Source organism: Citricoccus sp. NR2 (genome assembly GCF_027594385.1).
Lineage (GTDB): Bacteria > Actinomycetota > Actinomycetes > Actinomycetales > Micrococcaceae > CmP2.
In genome coordinates, this window is record NZ_CP115154.1 from 2633844 (window position 1) to 2650722 (window position 16879).

Annotated in this window: 9 protein-coding genes; 4 read left to right on the plus strand and 5 right to left on the minus strand. The window is 60.0% G+C overall.

Annotated elements, in window-relative coordinates; all coding sequences use genetic code 11:
* Positions 1-39 precede the first annotated feature (39 nt).
* Entirely contained in the window at positions 40-1272 is a 1233-nt protein-coding gene (gene ftsY / locus O1A05_RS12435) for a signal recognition particle-docking protein FtsY (protein WP_442867637.1), read from the minus strand.
* Between the two features lie 103 nt (positions 1273-1375).
* On the opposite strand from ftsY, the gene O1A05_RS12440 reads away from it, so the two are divergent.
* Positions 1376-2680 carry an MFS transporter gene (locus O1A05_RS12440; protein WP_270105520.1) on the plus strand — a complete coding sequence of 435 codons (1305 nt, stop codon included), beginning with the start codon at positions 1376-1378 and terminating at the stop codon, positions 2678-2680.
* Here the strand turns inward: O1A05_RS12440 and smc are convergent.
* Both smc and wecB read right to left on the minus strand, forming a co-directional pair.
* Positions 2628-6245, minus strand: coding sequence for a chromosome segregation protein SMC (gene smc, locus O1A05_RS12445; protein WP_270105521.1), 3618 nt, complete (start codon positions 6243-6245; stop codon positions 2628-2630). The two genes, O1A05_RS12440 and smc, sit on opposite strands and share 53 nt — an antisense overlap.
* An 86-nt stretch (positions 6246-6331) precedes the next feature.
* A complete protein-coding gene (wecB, locus tag O1A05_RS12450; protein WP_270105522.1) occupies positions 6332-7495 on the minus strand; it encodes a non-hydrolyzing UDP-N-acetylglucosamine 2-epimerase in 1164 nt (387 codons plus the stop codon).
* A gap of 267 nt (positions 7496-7762) precedes the next feature.
* Here wecB and O1A05_RS12455 point away from each other — a divergent pair, with 267 nt between their 5' ends.
* From O1A05_RS12455 to O1A05_RS12465, 3 genes are all read left to right on the plus strand, one after another.
* Entirely contained in the window at positions 7763-8653 is an 891-nt protein-coding gene (locus O1A05_RS12455) for an ABC transporter permease (protein WP_270105523.1), read from the plus strand.
* 101 nt (positions 8654-8754) lie between these two features.
* The gene (locus tag O1A05_RS12460) at positions 8755-9549 is read left to right on the plus strand and encodes an ABC transporter ATP-binding protein (RefSeq protein WP_270105524.1); all 795 of its coding nucleotides are present in this window, start codon (positions 8755-8757) and stop codon (positions 9547-9549) included.
* A 166-nt stretch (positions 9550-9715) separates the two neighbouring features.
* On the plus strand, positions 9716-11740 hold the full coding sequence (locus O1A05_RS12465; RefSeq protein ID WP_270105525.1) for an acyltransferase family protein: 2025 nt from the start codon (positions 9716-9718) through the stop codon (positions 11738-11740).
* A 65-nt stretch (positions 11741-11805) separates the two neighbouring features.
* On the opposite strand, the gene O1A05_RS12470 is transcribed toward O1A05_RS12465, so the two are convergent.
* Together O1A05_RS12470 and O1A05_RS12475 are read right to left on the minus strand one after the other, a co-directional pair.
* A complete protein-coding gene (locus O1A05_RS12470; protein ID WP_270105526.1) occupies positions 11806-14301 on the minus strand; it encodes a glycosyltransferase in 2496 nt (831 codons plus the stop codon).
* Positions 14301-16868 (minus strand): glycosyltransferase, encoded by a 2568-nt coding sequence (locus tag O1A05_RS12475; RefSeq protein ID WP_270105527.1) that lies wholly within the window; start codon positions 16866-16868, stop codon positions 14301-14303. Before O1A05_RS12475 ends, O1A05_RS12470 begins: the two co-directional genes overlap by 1 nt.
* Positions 16869-16879: the final 11 nt, after the last annotated feature.

Sequence of the window (16879 nt, forward strand, 5' to 3'; positions counted from 1 at the left end):
TGTGTTAACAGCACGTTACGCGACGCTGGATGGTCGCTGTTACTCGCTCAGCAGCGCATCGACGAAAGCCTCGACCTCGAACGGAGCCAGATCGTCGGCGCCTTCGCCGAGACCAATCAGCTTGACAGGGACGCCTAGCTGCCGCTGAATAGGCACCACGATGCCGCCCTTGGCCGTCCCGTCGAGCTTGGTGAGCACGATGCCGGTGATATTGACCGCCTCGGCGAAGACCTTGGCCTGGCTCAGCCCGTTCTGCCCGGTGGTGGCGTCCAGCACCAGCAGCACTTCGCCGACCGGGGCCTGCTTCTCCACGACGCGCTTGATCTTGCCTAGCTCGTCCATCAGGTTCGCTTTGTTCTGCAAGCGACCTGCGGTGTCGATGAGCACGACGTCAGTCTCGCGCTCGATACCGGTCTTCACCGCTTCGAAGGCCACCGAGGCCGGGTCGGCCTGCTCCACGTCCGAGCGCACGGTGTCCACGCCGACGCGCGCACCCCAAGTGGCCAGCTGCTCGGCGGCCGCGGCGCGGAAGGTATCGGCAGCGCCGAGCACCACTTCCCGTTGCTCGGCCACCAGCACTCGGGCGATCTTGCCCACGGTGGTGGTCTTCCCCACGCCGTTGACGCCGACCACCATCATGACGGCCGGAATGCCGTCGGTCGGGGTAGCAGTCAGGCGACGATCCAGGCCGGGGTCGACGATCTTGATGAGCTCTTCGCGCAGCATCGCCCGCACCGCTTCTGGGTCCTTGGTGCCTTCCACGGTGACGCGTTCACGCAAGCGGTCCACCAGCTCCAGGGTGGGTTCGGTGCCCAGGTCAGCTACGAGCAGGCTCTCTTCGACTTCGTCCCAGACGTCGTCGTCGATGGAGTCGCTGGACAGCAGGGCAAGCAGGCCCTGGGAGAAGACATTATTGGACTTGGCCAACCGCGAGCGCAGCCGCGCCAAACGTCCAGCGACTGGAGCCGGGCTCTCGACGGCGGGAGCTGCCGGCTCCTCCTCAACAACGGGAGCTTCCTCGACCGGCGCCGGGTGGTGATCGGCGACGAGTTCATCCGTCGGCGTGGTCAGGTGCGGATGGTCGACGGGCAACACTCCCCCGTCGGAGTCTGCAATGGTCGCGCGGCCGACGTCCGAATCAGGATCCAGGTCGTCGGCATCGCGATCGGTGAGGTACGGGGTCTTGGGCTTCTGCGGCCGATCCAGCAGGATGGCCAGCACGAGGCCGACCAGGACCGGAACGAGCACGGCGATAATGATGATGATCTCCACGTCTTCATCTTGACACATTGATTCCGCCCACGGGGATTCTGCTGGTCGCATAGTGCTTGATTCGCCCCTGTCGTCGCACGAAATCGTTGAGATAATCGGGGGCATGCGCCGCTCTGCCGAAACAACTCACCGTGTGACCATCCCTCGTGAGATCAAAGTGCTCATCGGCTGCGCGTTCATCATCGCCATCGGGTTCGGCATCATCGCCCCCGTTCTGCCGCAATACGCCCAGTCCTTTGGGGTCGGCGCATTCGCAGTCTCGGCGGTGGTATCGGCTTTCGGGCTGGCGCGCCTGGTGTTCGCCCCCGTGTCGGGACGTGCGACCAGCCGGTTCGGGGAGACCCCGGTGTACATGATCGGTGTGACCATCGTGGCGATCTCCATGTTCTTGATCGCCTCGGCACAAACCTACTGGCAGTTGCTGGTCTTCCGAGGCTTGGGCGGTTTGGGTTCCACCCTGTTCACCGTTTCGGCCATGTCCTTCCTGGCCCGTAAATCGCCGCCGTCGATTCGCGGGCGGGTCTCAGGTGCCTATGCCTCGGCTTTTCTGATCGGCAATATCGCCGGACCCGTCGTCGGTGGGCTGTTGGCCACCTGGGGACCGCGTGTGCCGTTCATCATTTATGGCACCGCACTGCTCGTCGCGGCGGGGCTGGTGTTCGTGCTGTTGCGGGAATCTCGCCTGGCCGACCGGCGTACCCCGGACACCCGAACGGCGATGCCCGTCGCGGAGGCCTGGGGCCATGGCGCCTACCGGGCCTCACTCGGTTCGTTCTTGGCCAATGGCTGGGCCACCTTTGGAGTGCGTAACTCGATCACGCCCTTGTTTGCCGCCAGCGCCTTCGTCGGTTCGGGGTTCATCCTCAACGGCCCTCAGACGGCAGCAGCTGCGCTCGCGGTGTTTGCCGCTGGAAACATCGTCGCCATCACTTTCTCGTCGCGGCTCTCCGACCGTTACGGACGGCGCCCGCTCATCATTCCCGGACTGATGATCGCCGGTGTGGCCACGGCCGCCATCGGGTTCTCCCCCGACGCCTGGTGGTTCTTGGCCCTGTGCATTGCTGCGGGGATGGGGACCGGGATGCTCAATGCACCGCAACAAGCCGCCATCGCGGATTTGGTCGGGCAGAACCGCAAGGCGGGCTCGGTGATGTCGACCGCGCAGATGTCCTCGGATCTCGGGGCGATTGTGGGACCGTTGCTGGTCGGATTCCTGGTCGACGTCGCGAACTATGAACTGGCGTTCGCCATTACCGGTGCGGTGCTCGTCATGGCCGGAATCGGCTGGCTGTTGGCGCCGGAAACGAACAATCCGGTGGTTCCGGGTGGCCCCAGGACGGGTGCGTTGCCGAAGATCACGCCTGCGGACTCTGGGTCTGCCGAGCAGAGCCATCGAGACGTTGGCTGATCACCTTGGTGACACCGTCGCCGCGCATGGACACCCCATAGAGGGCGTCTGCCACCTCCATGGTGCGCTTCTGATGGGTGATGATGATCAGCTGTGAGTCCTGCTGTAGCTCCCGGAAGATGGTGAGCAGGCGCGAAAGGTTGGTGTCATCCAGGGCGGCTTCAACCTCATCCATCACGTAGAACGGTGACGGCCGGGCCTTAAAGATTGACACGAGCATAGCTACCGCGGCCAGTGAGCGTTCACCACCAGAAAGCAGCGACAGCCGTTTGACCTTCTTGCCTGCCGGACGTGCTTCCACCTCGATGCCGGTCTCCAACAGGTTGTCGGGCTCGGTAAGAGAGAGCTTGCCCTCTCCGCCCGGGAACAGGGTGGCGAAGACGTGCTGGAATTGGGCGGCGGTGTCGTTGAAAGCGGATTCGAAGACCCGCAGCACCGTGGCGTCGACGTCGGCGATGATCTGCAGCAGGTCCTTGCGCGACTGTTCCAGATCGGCCAGCTGTTTGGAGAGGTACTGGTGCCGCTCCTCCACTGCGGCGTACTCTTCCAGGGCCAACGGGTTGACCTTGCCCAGTGCGGTCAGTTGGCGTTGAGCCCGGCGCAATCGCTGAGCCTGTTCCTCACGGTCGAACGGCATCGTCTCGACGCCGGCCTCGGGAGCCGAGTCCTCGTCCTCCGCTTCAGGCGGGTTCACCGGAACAGGTAGTTCGGGCCCGAAGTTCTCGATCAGGTAGTCGGCCGTGTAGCCGAGTTCATCCAGGGCACGCTGGTGGAGCTGCTCGAGCTTGAGTTGCTGTTCCTGCAGCGCCATCTCGCGGGCGTGGACCTCGTCTTTGGCCGTGCTGACATCCTTGCGTGCGGCCTCTGCCTCCTGCAGTGCCGTCTTGCGCAGGCCGTCCAATTCCGCGCGCTGTTCTTCGAGGCCACGCCGGTCATCTTCGGCGCGCTGGACGGAGGCCTGTATCTTCTGCGTGGCCTCGGAAATGGCCGCTCGCAGGGCACCCAACCGGTCCAGACTGCGACGACGCCGGGCTTCTGCGCGCTGTTCCTCTTGTTGCGCGAGCCTGGCTGCCTGGACTCGACGCCGTGCCTGCTCCGTCCGTTGCACGGCCTGCTGGTGGGTGGCCTCGGCGGTACGCAGCGCCAGGCGTGATTCGGTCTCCTCGGTACGCGCCTGCGAGGCAGCTTTCTCTGCGGTGTCTTTGTCTGCGGAGGACACCTCGGTAGCGCCGCCCGCCTCACCGGACGCCGTCTGTGCGGCCTGTGCGGCCTCGAGCCGTTCCTGGGAAACGACCAGCTTCTTCTCTGCTTCCGCCAGCGACTCTTCCAGGCCTTTTCGCTGTTCCTGTAGCCGTTGCCACGATTGCTGTGCCTGCGACAGACCCCGCTGGATAGAGCTGTGCCGCTCTTGGGCCGCGGCTCGTTCGGTTCGTTCCTGATGGAGCCGCTCCGAGAGGCCCTTCTCGTGGGACACCGCCTGAGCTAGCTCCTTGGCCAATTCGTCCCGACGGGACTGCGTGGTCTGAACCGTGGCCGCGGTTTGCTCAGCAGCCTCGGCCGCCGCTTCGGCCGCGGCGCGGGTTTCGAGCGCGGAGGCGACGTCGTGACCACGTACGGAGACATCGCTGTGTCCCACCACGTGTCCCTGAGGAGTGACCAGCCTTCGGACAGATTCCTCACCAGCATGCATAGTCCACCATTGACGCGCCGTCTCGACGTCGTCAACGAACACCACATCGGCGAGGACGTGGTGCAAGGCATGGATCAGGCACTGCGGTGCGCCGTCTTGGACTCGCACGATGTCTCCGACCGAGTGCATCCCCGTGGTGAGAACGCGTCCTGCTCCTGCCGCGAGAGGTCGGTCGGCTCCCCCAAAGATCACCCGAGCGTCGCCGCCCCGGCCAGACACCAGGGCGTCGATGACCTGTTCCGTGCTGACGGCGTCTTCGGACCACAGCTGCTCCAGGCCCTCACCGAGTGCCACCGTGACCGCCCGCTCCCAGCCCGACTCCACCGCCAGTAACGGCGACAGGTCGGCCACACCGAGCGGTTCCAGCAGTGAGAGCGCCGAGCCAGGGGCAGGGCGGAGACCCTCCTGCAGCACGTCACGGCGAGTGGTCGCAGAGCTATGAGCGGAGCGCGCTTCCGACACCAACCGGTCCTGAGCGGCGAGTTGCTCCCGCAACGCGGTCACCTGTTGCTGGGCTGCCAGAGCTTCCTCTTCGACGCCGGTGACTGAGTCGGTTTCGCCGTCGGGTTGGTCCCAGGCAGCCAACTGCTGTTGAAAGTCTTCGACCGTGGCAGCCACATGGTCCAGGTCGGCGTCGGTTCGATCGAGCTGGCTTGTTAACGCGTTGACCTGGGCGAGCGCCGTATCGACCGCACCCTGTGCGACTGCGACGGCTTGGCGCCGGTCTGCGGCTTGCTGAAGAAGCTGGGTGTATGTCTCGGCGGCGATGCGTGCCGCGCGTTCTGCTTGTTGGCGACGTTGCGTGGACTCTTCGAGTGCCCTCTGAGCGGTTTCCACCGCGGACAGTGCCGTAGCCTGTTCACGTTCGGATTGTTCTGCCTGCGCCTCAGCCGTGTCCGGGTCAGGTCCCGTCCGAGCCGGTTGCGGAGCAGCCGCCGCGGTGAGCCGCTCGGTATTGAGCGCTTCCAGGGAACGGTAGCGTTCAGCGAGGTTCGACAGCGCGTACCAATGATCGCGTGCTGCCGCGGCTGCTTCGGCAGCGGTGCCGGATTGTTCCGCCAGACGGGCACTCTCGGCCTCCGCCTGTTCTTGCTTGCGGGTGGCGCTGGCGAGTCGTTCTCCGATCGCGTCATCGTGTGCGGTGACGTCGTCAACGATCTGTGTCTGGGTGACGACCTCATCGGCCAACAGCCGAGCACGAGCATCGCGGACATCAAATTGGATCCGCTGAGCTTTGCGTGCCGTGGCGGCCTGGCGCGACAACGGTCCCAGCTGACGACGCACTTCCTCGGTGAGGTCGCGTACCCGGTCTAGGTTGCTGCGCATCGAATCCAGCTTGCGCACGGAACGCTCTTTGCGCCGTCGGTGTTTGAGAATGCCGGAGGCTTCCTCAATGAACCCGCGGCGCTCTTCCGGGGTCGCTTGCAGGATGCGGTCAAGCTGCCCCTGCCCGACGATGACGTGCATCTCGCGGCCCAGCCCCGAGTCGGAGAGCAGTTCCTGGATGTCCAGGAGACGACAGCTGTTGCCGTTGATCGCGTACTCGGAACCGCCGGAGCGGAAGAGGGTCCGCGAAATGGTGACCTCGGAATACTCAATCGGCAGAGCGCCATCAGAGTTGTCAATGGTCAGCGAGACTTGGGCTCGTCCGAGCGCCGATCGTCCTGAGGTGCCGGCGAAGATGACGTCCTCCATCTTCCCGCCGCGCAGATTCTTGGCCCCCTGCTCCCCCATCACCCAGGCCAGAGCGTCCACCACATTGGACTTTCCGGAACCGTTGGGACCCACGACGGCGGTGACGCCCGGCTCGAACTCAAAGGTCGTCGCCGAGGCAAACGACTTGAATCCGCGAATCGTCAGGGTCTTCAGGTACATGGTGTTGGCGCCATCATCGGTCGTGAAGTGATTAAAAGGGAACGCACCCGAGCATACCGCTCGGGTGCGTTCAGCTCAGCGTGTGGTCAGTTACCCAGCCCGTCATCGAACTCAGCTTCGCGCTTGCCGGTGCCCAGCAGTTCGCGAATGGCCGAGAGCGTTCGGCGGGCGGCGTTGCCATCACCGTAGGGGTTCACGGCGTTCGACATCCGCTCATAGGCGGCGGAGTCGGTCAGCAACTCGGTCACTTCGTTGTAGACCCGCTCCTCATCGGTGCCGATCAAACGCACGGTCCCCGCAGTCACAGCCTCGGGACGCTCGGTGTTCTCGCGCATCACCAGCACGGGCTTGCCCAGGCCAGGAGCCTCCTCCTGAACTCCACCGGAGTCGGTCAGCACCACGTTCGCCAGCGAGATCAGGTGGGTGAACTGGCCGTAAGCTACCGGCTCGGTCACCACCACATTAGTCTTGCCCTCGAGGAACGGCAGGATCGCTTCGCGCACCACCGGATTCTTGTGAGCGGGAAGAACAAACAGGACGTCCGGGTGCGTCTCCGACAAGCGAGCCAGAGCACGACCCACGCCGCGCATTGCGTCACCCTGGTTCTCACGACGGTGGGTGGTCACCAGCACCAGCTTCTGTCCACCCTCAACAGCTTTTTGTACGTTCTGCAAGGCCTCGTCTTCGAACGGAACCTTCTTGTCGACGACGTCGAGCAATGCATCGATCACGGTATTACCGGAAACGTAGACGTCATCCTCGTTCACCGCTTCCCGTAGCAGGTTTGCTTTGGACACCGAGGTGGGGGCCAAATGCAGCGAGGAGATCTGCGATGTCATCTTGCGGTTGGCTTCTTCAGGGAAGGGCGAGAAGATGTTGAAGCTACGGAGCCCGGCCTCTACGTGGACCACCGGAATCCCCCGGTTGAAGGCGGCGATGGCTCCGGCCGTCGACGTCGTGGTGTCGCCCTGGACCACAACGGCGTCGGGCTGTTCCTGTTCCAGGATGGCGTCGAGTCCATCAATGGTCTTGGCCATCACCATGTTCAAAGTCTGGCGCGGCTGGATGATGTTGAGATCATGGTCCGGCTCAATACCGAAGAGCTCATTAACCTGGTCCAGCATTTCACGGTGCTGGCCCGTGACGGTGACGACGCAATCAAAATCGTCCGCGTCCTGCAGGGCCTTGATGATCGGAGCAACCTTAATCGCTTCCGGACGGGTCCCGTAGACGGGCATGATCTTCTTCACAGCACTCCTCAGTTTGGATGACGACGGTCTCGTGAACGGTCTCGTGACTTGGGTCAGGCTTGCATTGTCATCCTATTCTGTATCATCGAGCCACGCTGAATCTTCGGCAGATTCTCAGACGCACCGTCTAGTCTGTCTCAGTGGCTTGGTCTCAGATTGGTAAACTCACATAGATCGTGCGACACATGGAGAGTGCGGTCAACGATCACGATCGATTCCGCGAGGTCTCCTGCAGTCTCGCTCGAGTAAAGGCGAAAGGTGTCCTGGATGACGGACGGCAGTTCTGCGTTGGCTAAGGGCGATGGCCTACGCGAAGTCAGCGTCGATCGATCCCAGCTGCGTCGCGTTGGTGCACGGCCAGGTTACTTCCGCTACCTCAAACAGCTCTGGACCTTTCGAAGCTTCATTCTCTTTGATTCCAAAGCCCGCATCGCTGGAAAGTCGAGCACGGACGTGCTCGGCAGGTTCTGGATGTTGCTCAACCCCATCCTCAACGGCGCCACGTACTACTTCGTCTTTGGTTTCATCCTCGGAACCGGTCGCGGCATCCCCAATTTCATCGCCTATTTGATTATCGGCGTTTTCATGTTCCGGTACACTACCTCGGCCGTCACGTCCGGGTCGAAGGCCATCACAGGGAACCGAAACGTCGTCAAGGCGTTCAGCTTCCCTCGTGCAACACTGCCCATTGCGGTGAATGTTCGCGAGCTGTTGGCAAACATCCCCACCTTCATGATGATGTTCGCTCTGGTGCTCATCATCCCTCCGCTGGAACCCATCTCCTGGAAATGGTTCATGTTCCTGCCAATTCTGGCATTGCAGTTCCTCATGAACCTGGGACTCGGCCTGATTCTGGCGCGGCTGGTGGCACAGTGGAACGACATCTCACATCTCATCAGCTTCGCTACACGCGCCTGGCTCTACATGTCCTGTGTGTTCTTTAGCGCGGACCGTTTCGCCGACCACCCCGCGCTGCTCACCGTCATGCACGCAAACCCCATGTTTTGCGTTCTTGATATGACCCGCGACGTGCTTCTCTACGACACCTGGCCAGGATATGAACGCTGGATCGTTCTGGGCGCATGGTCGCTCGGCCTTACCATCATCGGAAGCATCGTCTTCTGGCGCGCCGAGGAAAGCTACGGACGGGAGTTCTGATGTCGAGTGAAACTGTAGACACAGTCACAGAACCTGTAATCGAGGACCACCAAACGGAACGGGAACCTGCCACTCCCCTCGTCGTCGTCGACAATGCTTCCATGCGGTACGCCGTGCGCTCTGCATCCGCTTCTTCATCCTCCAAGGGAGGTCTGCGGAAGCGTCTTCGCCGCAGCAGCGGTAACGTGACCAACGAAGTCGAGGCCTTGCGCCCCTTGTCCTTCGTTGTCCACCAAGGCGAATCGATAGGCATCATCGGCACCAACGGTTCCGGCAAATCGACGCTGATGAACATGATCACCGGCAAGCTCCCACCGACCACGGGATCGATCTATGCCCGATCCACGCCCACGCTGCTGGGCGTCAATGCCGCTCTCGTCAAAACCATCTCTGGCCACGACAACATCACCCTGGGTTGCCTGGCCATGGGGATGACCCATGCCGAAGTTGAAGAGAAGCGTCAAAGTATTGTTGAGCTCTCCGGATTGCAACGCGCCCTACACCTGCCGCTTCGTGCATACTCCTCGGGAATGGCCTCACGACTGCAGTTCGCAATTGCCACCAGCGTCGATCCCGAGATCTTGATCATCGATGAAGCGTTGAACACGGGCGACGCTCAATTCAAGGACCGCACACGGGCCAGAATCGACGAACTCCGACAAAACGCCGGCTGCGTATTCCTCGTCAGCCATTCACTGAAGACCATCAAGTCCATTAGCACCAGGGTCTTGTGGATCGAACAAGGCGACCTCATCCAAGATGGGGATCCGAAACTGACCGTGGCGAAATACGTGAAGTACACTCGCATGCTTATGCGTGACCAACACGACGAGGCACAAGCGTACCTGCGGTTGCTGAAGAAAAACCTCGTCAAGACCCAGGTCCAATGGACCTAGCGCGAACTACGCTCAAAAACGACAACGCCGCACCCTTCGTTAGGTAGCCTCTGTGCCCACTTCAACGTCCACAACGACCCCGTCAGCAAGTAGCAAGCCTACTGTTGCCTCCGGCTCGTCCTTCCGACTCGAGTTGCAGGGTCTTCGGGCCCTAGCTGTCGGGCTGGTGTTGCTTCACCACCTGTGGCCAGCAAGGATGACCGGCGGATTCGTGGGTGTTGACGTCTTTTTCGTCATCTCCGGTTTCCTCATTGTGGGGCACCTCTTCAAAGAGCTGCTCAAGACCGGCACCATCCGTTTGGGTCAATTCTGGGCCCGGCGTGTGAGGCGATTGTTGCCCCTCGCGTTCCTGGTGCTAGCGGTTACTTTGGGACTCTTGTTCCTGTTCATGCCGCAGACAACATGGGACCCGAATCTCAGGCAGCTTCTTGGCGCTACGTTTTACGCGCTGAACTGGGTTCTTGCTATCGATGCCGTTGATTACTCGGCTCAAGACAACGACCAGACCATGGTCCTGCACTATTGGTCGCTCTCCGTCGAGGAACAGTTCTATCTCGTTCTGCCGATTCTGCTCCTGACCGCCGTATTCATTTGGGCCAAGGTCAAAAAGAAGAAGGCTTCTGCCGAGACGGCCGTAGCGTTGCGGATCGTGTTGATCGTTACCTTGGCGATCCTGGGTGCAGCTTCGCTGATATTCTCCATCATCTACACGAACTACAGCCCCTCTCAGGCCTACTTCGTGACCCCCACGCGATTCTGGGAATTCTGCGTCGGCGGGCTGCTCGCCTTGCTGGCCCCTTCGCCTCAGCGATCCCCTGTGTTGAGCAACCTACTCGGCTGGGGTGGACTAGCCATGGTCATTTTCTCCGCCTTCTGGCTTACCGGAGCGTCTCTGTTCCCCGGATATGTTGCCCTGGTGCCGGTGATTGGCACGGCTCTGTTTATTCGTTATGGGACGATGACTCGCGGCGTCGGGGTCTACTGGTGGGCCAGCCGTCCGGCGTTCGTGCGTCTAGGTGATTGGTCCTACGCGATCTATCTGTGGCATTGGCCATTGATCGTGCTGGCCTCGACTACCATGGATTCCTTCCTCTGGTACCACAAGATCGTCCTGGCTCTGATCGCCATTTTCCTCTCCGCACTGTCGCAGAAGTTCGTCGAGGATCCGATTCGTTTTGCACCGGCGCTGAAGCCCAGCAGACGCAGCTTCGCCATGATGGCGGTCGGTATGGCCGTGATCAGCGCATTTGCAATCGTCACGCCACGTGTCATCCCGGGCACGCAGGCCCAAGAATATTCGGCGACCGGCGAATGCACGGGAGCGAACGCCATGCTGAACGACTGCTCCGATGAGGAGATTTTCACCTCGCACATTCTGGTCCCGCCGGCCGACGTGGTCGAGCAAAGCACGGATGACCCGCTTTCCGAATGCAATATTCCCCCAGGCGATGTTCCCCCCACCCACTGTGAGTTGGGAGCACCAGCGGAAGAGAGCACCCGTACCGCTGCGATCATCGGTGATTCACATGCAAGGATGTGGTTGCCGCTGTTGGATGACTACGGCAAGGCTCACGAATGGACGATCAAGACCTATACCAAGAGTGGGTGCACACCGCTGGACTTGAATCGGCCCGAGGAAACAGACACAGCCGCGTCAGAAGAGGCTCAGGCTTGTACCGACTTCGTCGCTAACTCCGCGGAAGAGATTGCAGCGGACGAATCGATTGATGTCGTCTTTACGGCGGCTTCCCGCGTAAACCGCACGTACTACGATGCTGCGAACAATTCGGGAACCGACGTGACTGACGAAGGCTTCGACAACTTGTGGCAACGGTGGAAGGACGCTGGAAAAGACGTCGTCGTCTTCAAGGAGACACCGCATTTCGGTGATGTTGAAATCGACATTCCTCAGTGCATCGAATCCAATCCAGAATCGGCGGATGAGGACTGTTCCGAGACGGTGGAGAACACCAGCGAACGTCGTGCAAACCTCACCGCTGCTGCAGAGTCTTCCGACGCCGTCGCCGCCACGTTCGACCCGAATCCCGGACTGTGCCGGGAGGGCCGCTGCTACGGGCTGGTCGGGGGCATGGTGGCCTACTATGACCACCACCATCTTGCCTCGGATTTCGTGAGAACCTACATCGACGATTTCGAAGCGGAGCTCGAAGAGCAGGGCGTCGCGAACTAATTCATACAGCGAGGGGCGCGTCCGTATTCCTGCCGCGCCCACGCTGTACGGGCTGACAAAGACGATTAGAGCTCTGCGTACGCGTCCAGAAACGCTTGGACGACGATCGACCAGTTTCGATGCTCAGAGACCCAGTCTCGGCCGGCCCGGCCCAATTGCTCACGCAAAGCAGGGTTTTCCAGCAGACGCAGAATGGCCTCAGTCAGGTCATGCTTAGAGTTATGCCGCACGACTAGAGCGCGTTCATTATCACCAGCGATCTCCTTCAGCGGCGAAACATCCGAGACAACAATCGCTTTCTCCATAGCCAGGGCTTCAAACGGCTTCAACGGAGTCACTGTGCTCGTGGCACCGGTCTTCTTGCGCGGATAGACCAGGACGTCCATACGACGATACTCGTCGACTACCTGAGCATGCGGAACGCGACCCGTAAGAGTAACGATGTCTCCGACATCGTGTTTCTCCACCAGCTGCTCGATCACCGGGCGCCGTTGTCCATCGCCGACCAGTCGGAACCGCGTTGTCAAGCCTCGTGCCTTGAGCGCCGCTGCGGAATGAACAATCTTGTCGATACCTTCATAGTCCACAAAGCTTCCAACATACCCAACCGTCAGTTCGTTAGGGGCATCACCGACGCTCGGCGAAGGTGCGAAATGAGTGACGTCGACGGCGTTCGGGGCGACTCGCATCCGTTCCGGATCGGCACCACGAGAAATAGATAGCTCTCGCACAGCGTCGTTCATCACGATCACCTGATCTGCGTGCCGCACGGCTAGAACTTCACCAAAGGTCGCGAACGGGCTGCGCCTGAGCAGACTCTGTTGCTTTTCGCGATCCTCATAGACGAGTTCCCACAGACCTGACACCTCATAGACCACTTTGAGTCCAAGCCTATGCGCGGCGATGATGGCTGGAAGAGCAATCAAATAGGTCGACCGCACGTGAACCTTGGTCGCGCCTTGCTCCTGCAGGAACCGTTCATAGGGCTCAACGAAGCTGAGCATGTGCTGCGCCTCGCCTAGTTCACGGGGGAAGCCTGCATCAGGTAGCCGGTGGTACTCGACGCCGTCTTCTACATCGACATTGGGACCATCACTGACCCAGCCGAAACCTGGGCGTGTCACTGCAACGATGTTGACGTCCCGCTGACGCAACGCTTGGAGAATACCGTGTGCACGGACGGCATAGCCCCCGGACTGTAACGGTGCCGAGCCATGAAGGATGCAAACAATCTTCTCTTCGGCTTCTGCCTTCGATCTTGCCGCCGAGGGAACGGACTCTTCCAACAGGTTCCTGAGCTCCAGCGCCGCCGTAGCCTCGCGAAGAAAGTATTCCTCCGCTCCGAGACCTGGCGAGTCTCCCCCGGCGAGCTGGTCGAGAACTGACGCGTAGTCTTGATCGTTGAAACTCTGTGCGACGCTATGCGCACGCAAGAAATTGCCAGCCGAAGACCGAGTCGCAAGCATGAGCGTCGAAGCACGTTCACTGTCTGTCCCGGCTAACAGGGAGGACTCCATGGTAGCTATCAAAACCTTGGTCCGAAGATCCTGCGGCATTCGCCAGAGCCAGTCCAGTGCGATCGCGTAAGTGTCGAAACGGTTCAGGTCTGTGGTGCGACCAGTGAGGCCTTCGTTCTTGATCCAAGACAAGGCGTTGTACTCCAGCTTGGAGGGCTCCGGCATGGGTCGACGCTGGAAATTCAGCCCGTCACGCAACAAGAACCCAAGTTCAATCAGGATCTCGGCTGCACCGGTCGTGTCCGCAGGCAGAACGGTGGCTACCGATGATGCACAAGTAAGCTCCACCGCAGATCGTGGATCATTGGTCTGACGGCTGCCGTCGTCGACACTAAGCAAGAACTGCGGAGCCCACGCTCCGTCGGGGAGGGCGACGGGGCCATCCTCCTGGAGAGACTCGGTATCGAACGAGGCAGCGTCCGCGGTCAGGGCCAAAACGGGTGCTCCCAGTATCTGCCCCAGTTGGCGTCCTGATGCCAATTCATCACGGTGGTCCGCGTCGACGACAATCACCAGCTTGTGCAATTCATCGGCATGCTTATCAAGACGCTTGAGCATAGCCCTGAGACCGACCGCAGACCCCAGCGACGAAGCTAAATCGAGTTTCAGGTCTCGTGGAGCGAATGCTTCAAGACTCTTCGTCAACGCCTCGACAAGACCCGTCGCCTTAGCATCGGTCACGATGATCGATTCGTGCGTGGACAGGATATCTGTGACGGGGTGTTCCGAAAGCTCCTCAACGATCTCACGTTGCGCATCGCTGATATCTTCCATGAGCCGTTGAAGACCACGGACGCGACGCAGAATCCGTGCAGCGGTGTTCACCAAACCACGAGCATGAGCAGTCAGACTCAGCTCCAGCAATGTTGCAGGGTCCTTGATCCCAACATGCGAGCGTATGACAATAAGCGCATCGAGGATAGAAGCAAATTCAACGTGTGAGTCCAGAACAAATTCCGCGGATTCGAAATGGTTCGCACCGGACCGATCTTCCGTTGCTAACGCCTTCAGATAGGCTTCGTACCACTGCGACTCGTCGTTCATTAGGATTCACCAGCCTCAACATTGGTGGCGTTCGACGACTTATTGTGCCGTTCCCAAAATTCCAGTGCTTCCTCGCTGGTCCACTCGTGCTCGCCATACATACGACCCAGCCGCGTCACGATCTCTTCTGCTTCGGCACGGTCATTGGGCGCTACTGACTCCAGCTTCTTCAGATACCAGCCCGTGAAGAATGGTTCCAGACGCGACTGTTTGTAGTCTTCTAAAAGCCCCACTTCTGTAAGCCAAGCGGCTCGTGCTGATTCCAGCGGAAGATACTTCTGGAAAAACTTCACACCGACCGTGTTCACCACCGAAGATTCGACCTCGCCGTAGTACGTATGGATCGCGTCATTGAGCAATCCCACGCGCTGGGCGTAGTAGAACATCTGCTGGAAGAAGAAGGAGTCCTGTCCAACGGCGCCAACGGGCTGCTCGAGGCCAAGACTGCGCAGCCACGAGGTCCGCGATACCGTTGCCTGAATACTCATCGGGGTGAATCCCAGGTCTGCCAATGAACGTGGCCCGGTAGTGACCACGCCGTCGGCACTTTCGACCCGTTTCGTCATGATCCCCACATAATTGGTCAAGGTGTGACCGGAGCGCCAACGCGTCATATTACCCAGGGCAAAGTCCACGTCTTTGGTGTACATCGTGTTCAACAACCGGGCGTAGCCATCATTGATCGCCTCATTGTCCGGGTCGAGGTACGTGACGAACTCGGCAGTCGCCAATTCCAGTCCCTTGTTCCGTGGACGCGAAGCGCTACCAGAGCCGCCCTGAGGGAAGTGGTAGGTGACGACATGCGGTGCTTCGTGGCGTATGCGCTCGATCGTTTCCAGCGTCACAGCATCGTTGGAGCCATCATCAACGAGGATGATCTCCATTTGTTCAAACACGGAACTCCGACGGAGGCTGGAGAAGCACTTGTGATAAAGGTGTCGCCCGTTGTTGTAAATCGGCACCACGACCGACAAGATCGGACGCGCTGAATCCGGTGCCGAGTCGTAACGAGAGATGAAGCCTTCGGTGCGCCGACACATTCCCATGTTGTCGACTGTGTACGCCGGCTGAACGACAGCGTCGTCCGCTGTTTCGCCTACATATTCTGCACTGAGGTCGCGGTCGATTGGAGCAACTGTGTAGCGATGGACAAGTGTGTTTGCCTCTTCGTGGCTGACACAAACCTTACTCACCTGACGTGCATCTGTGTAACGGAAGGCATTGACGAGATCTTCGATATGGGTGGTGGCGTAGCGGTACTTCGAAGACACATTGACCACGATGTCGGATTCCTCGCGCAGTGTTGCCACTGCGGCTTCGTCCTCGGCGTCCACCGACCGCGAGATCTCTGCGTAGGTTTGACGACCCAAATCCTCTGCGAGAGTGTCGTCGCCTCCGGAGACAATCAATCCAACGGTGGGACTCAAACGATCTTCGCTAAGCCCGACGGATTTGAGGATCCTCTGTACGCGCATCAAAGCGAGATCATTCGAGAATACGCTCCGCACTCCGTCGGCCTGAGCCTTGCGCAGCCAGTCTTCGTTTATTGACTCGAGCGTCGCCAACACATCGCGATAGGAATTAACCAGATGCACGTGTGGATACCGTGAGTTCAATCCAGCGTTGTAGTTACTCAGCACAAACGTGCTCTGAGCCTGAAGCTCGATGGCCCGATTCGCGTACATCGTCATTGAGCTATGGACAGAGTTGAGGTTGATGGCAATGTCGGAGACCCGCTGAATATTCAATAGCTGAGTGTGGTCGATCGCCGGCAAAATATGCTGATTCAACCGCTCCGGGAACCGATAGCGGTCCAGTCCAGAATCCGAATTACGGTCGAAAATCATCAACTCGTAACCGTCAGCAGCCGCCACCGCGTCCAACAATTCACGACCCCAGCGAGAACGTTCACGGTACTTTTTCGTGAACCACGATCCTGCAAACGGAACCACCGTTGAGCGAGTCCGCTGTCGAGAACCAATCGGAGAATGATGCAACGGGTTCACACCAAATGGAAGTACCTCAATATGAGTCGCTTGCGGACAGTCCCGCTCATACTTCGGTAGCGATTCCTTGGCACTGGTGAAAACCACATCGGCGGCTTGGGCAAACTGCAAAAACTTGCTGTAGTTCGGTGGATCTTCCTTTGAGTAGAAGACCACCGGGACGTCAGCCTGGCGAAAATGCGGGATGATCGTGTCGAGCAGGTGGAACCGAAGCTCACCGTTTGCTTGGGCCACGCCGCGCCAGGATTCATTATCGATTCCTCGCCACGTAGAAACCACGAGAAGAACATCGATCGAACCGACGGTGTCATAGTTGGTCGGCGTGATCGGAACAAAGTCCGCGAGCCCTTCGAAGCTCTTGTACAAAAAGAGATCGCTGATGATACCGATGCGTGCCTTCAACGGCCGATTGGCAATGCCTCGCGAGTAACCAGGATCCTGAGCAGCACGCTGCAGCAGGCTCGCCATAGAGTATTCAACGTTGCCTTCCAGAAGGGCATCCTGCGACCGATCCGTGAGCCCGACCTGAGCGAGTGCCGAACGAAATTCGCCGTCGCTCATTTCGAGTGCAC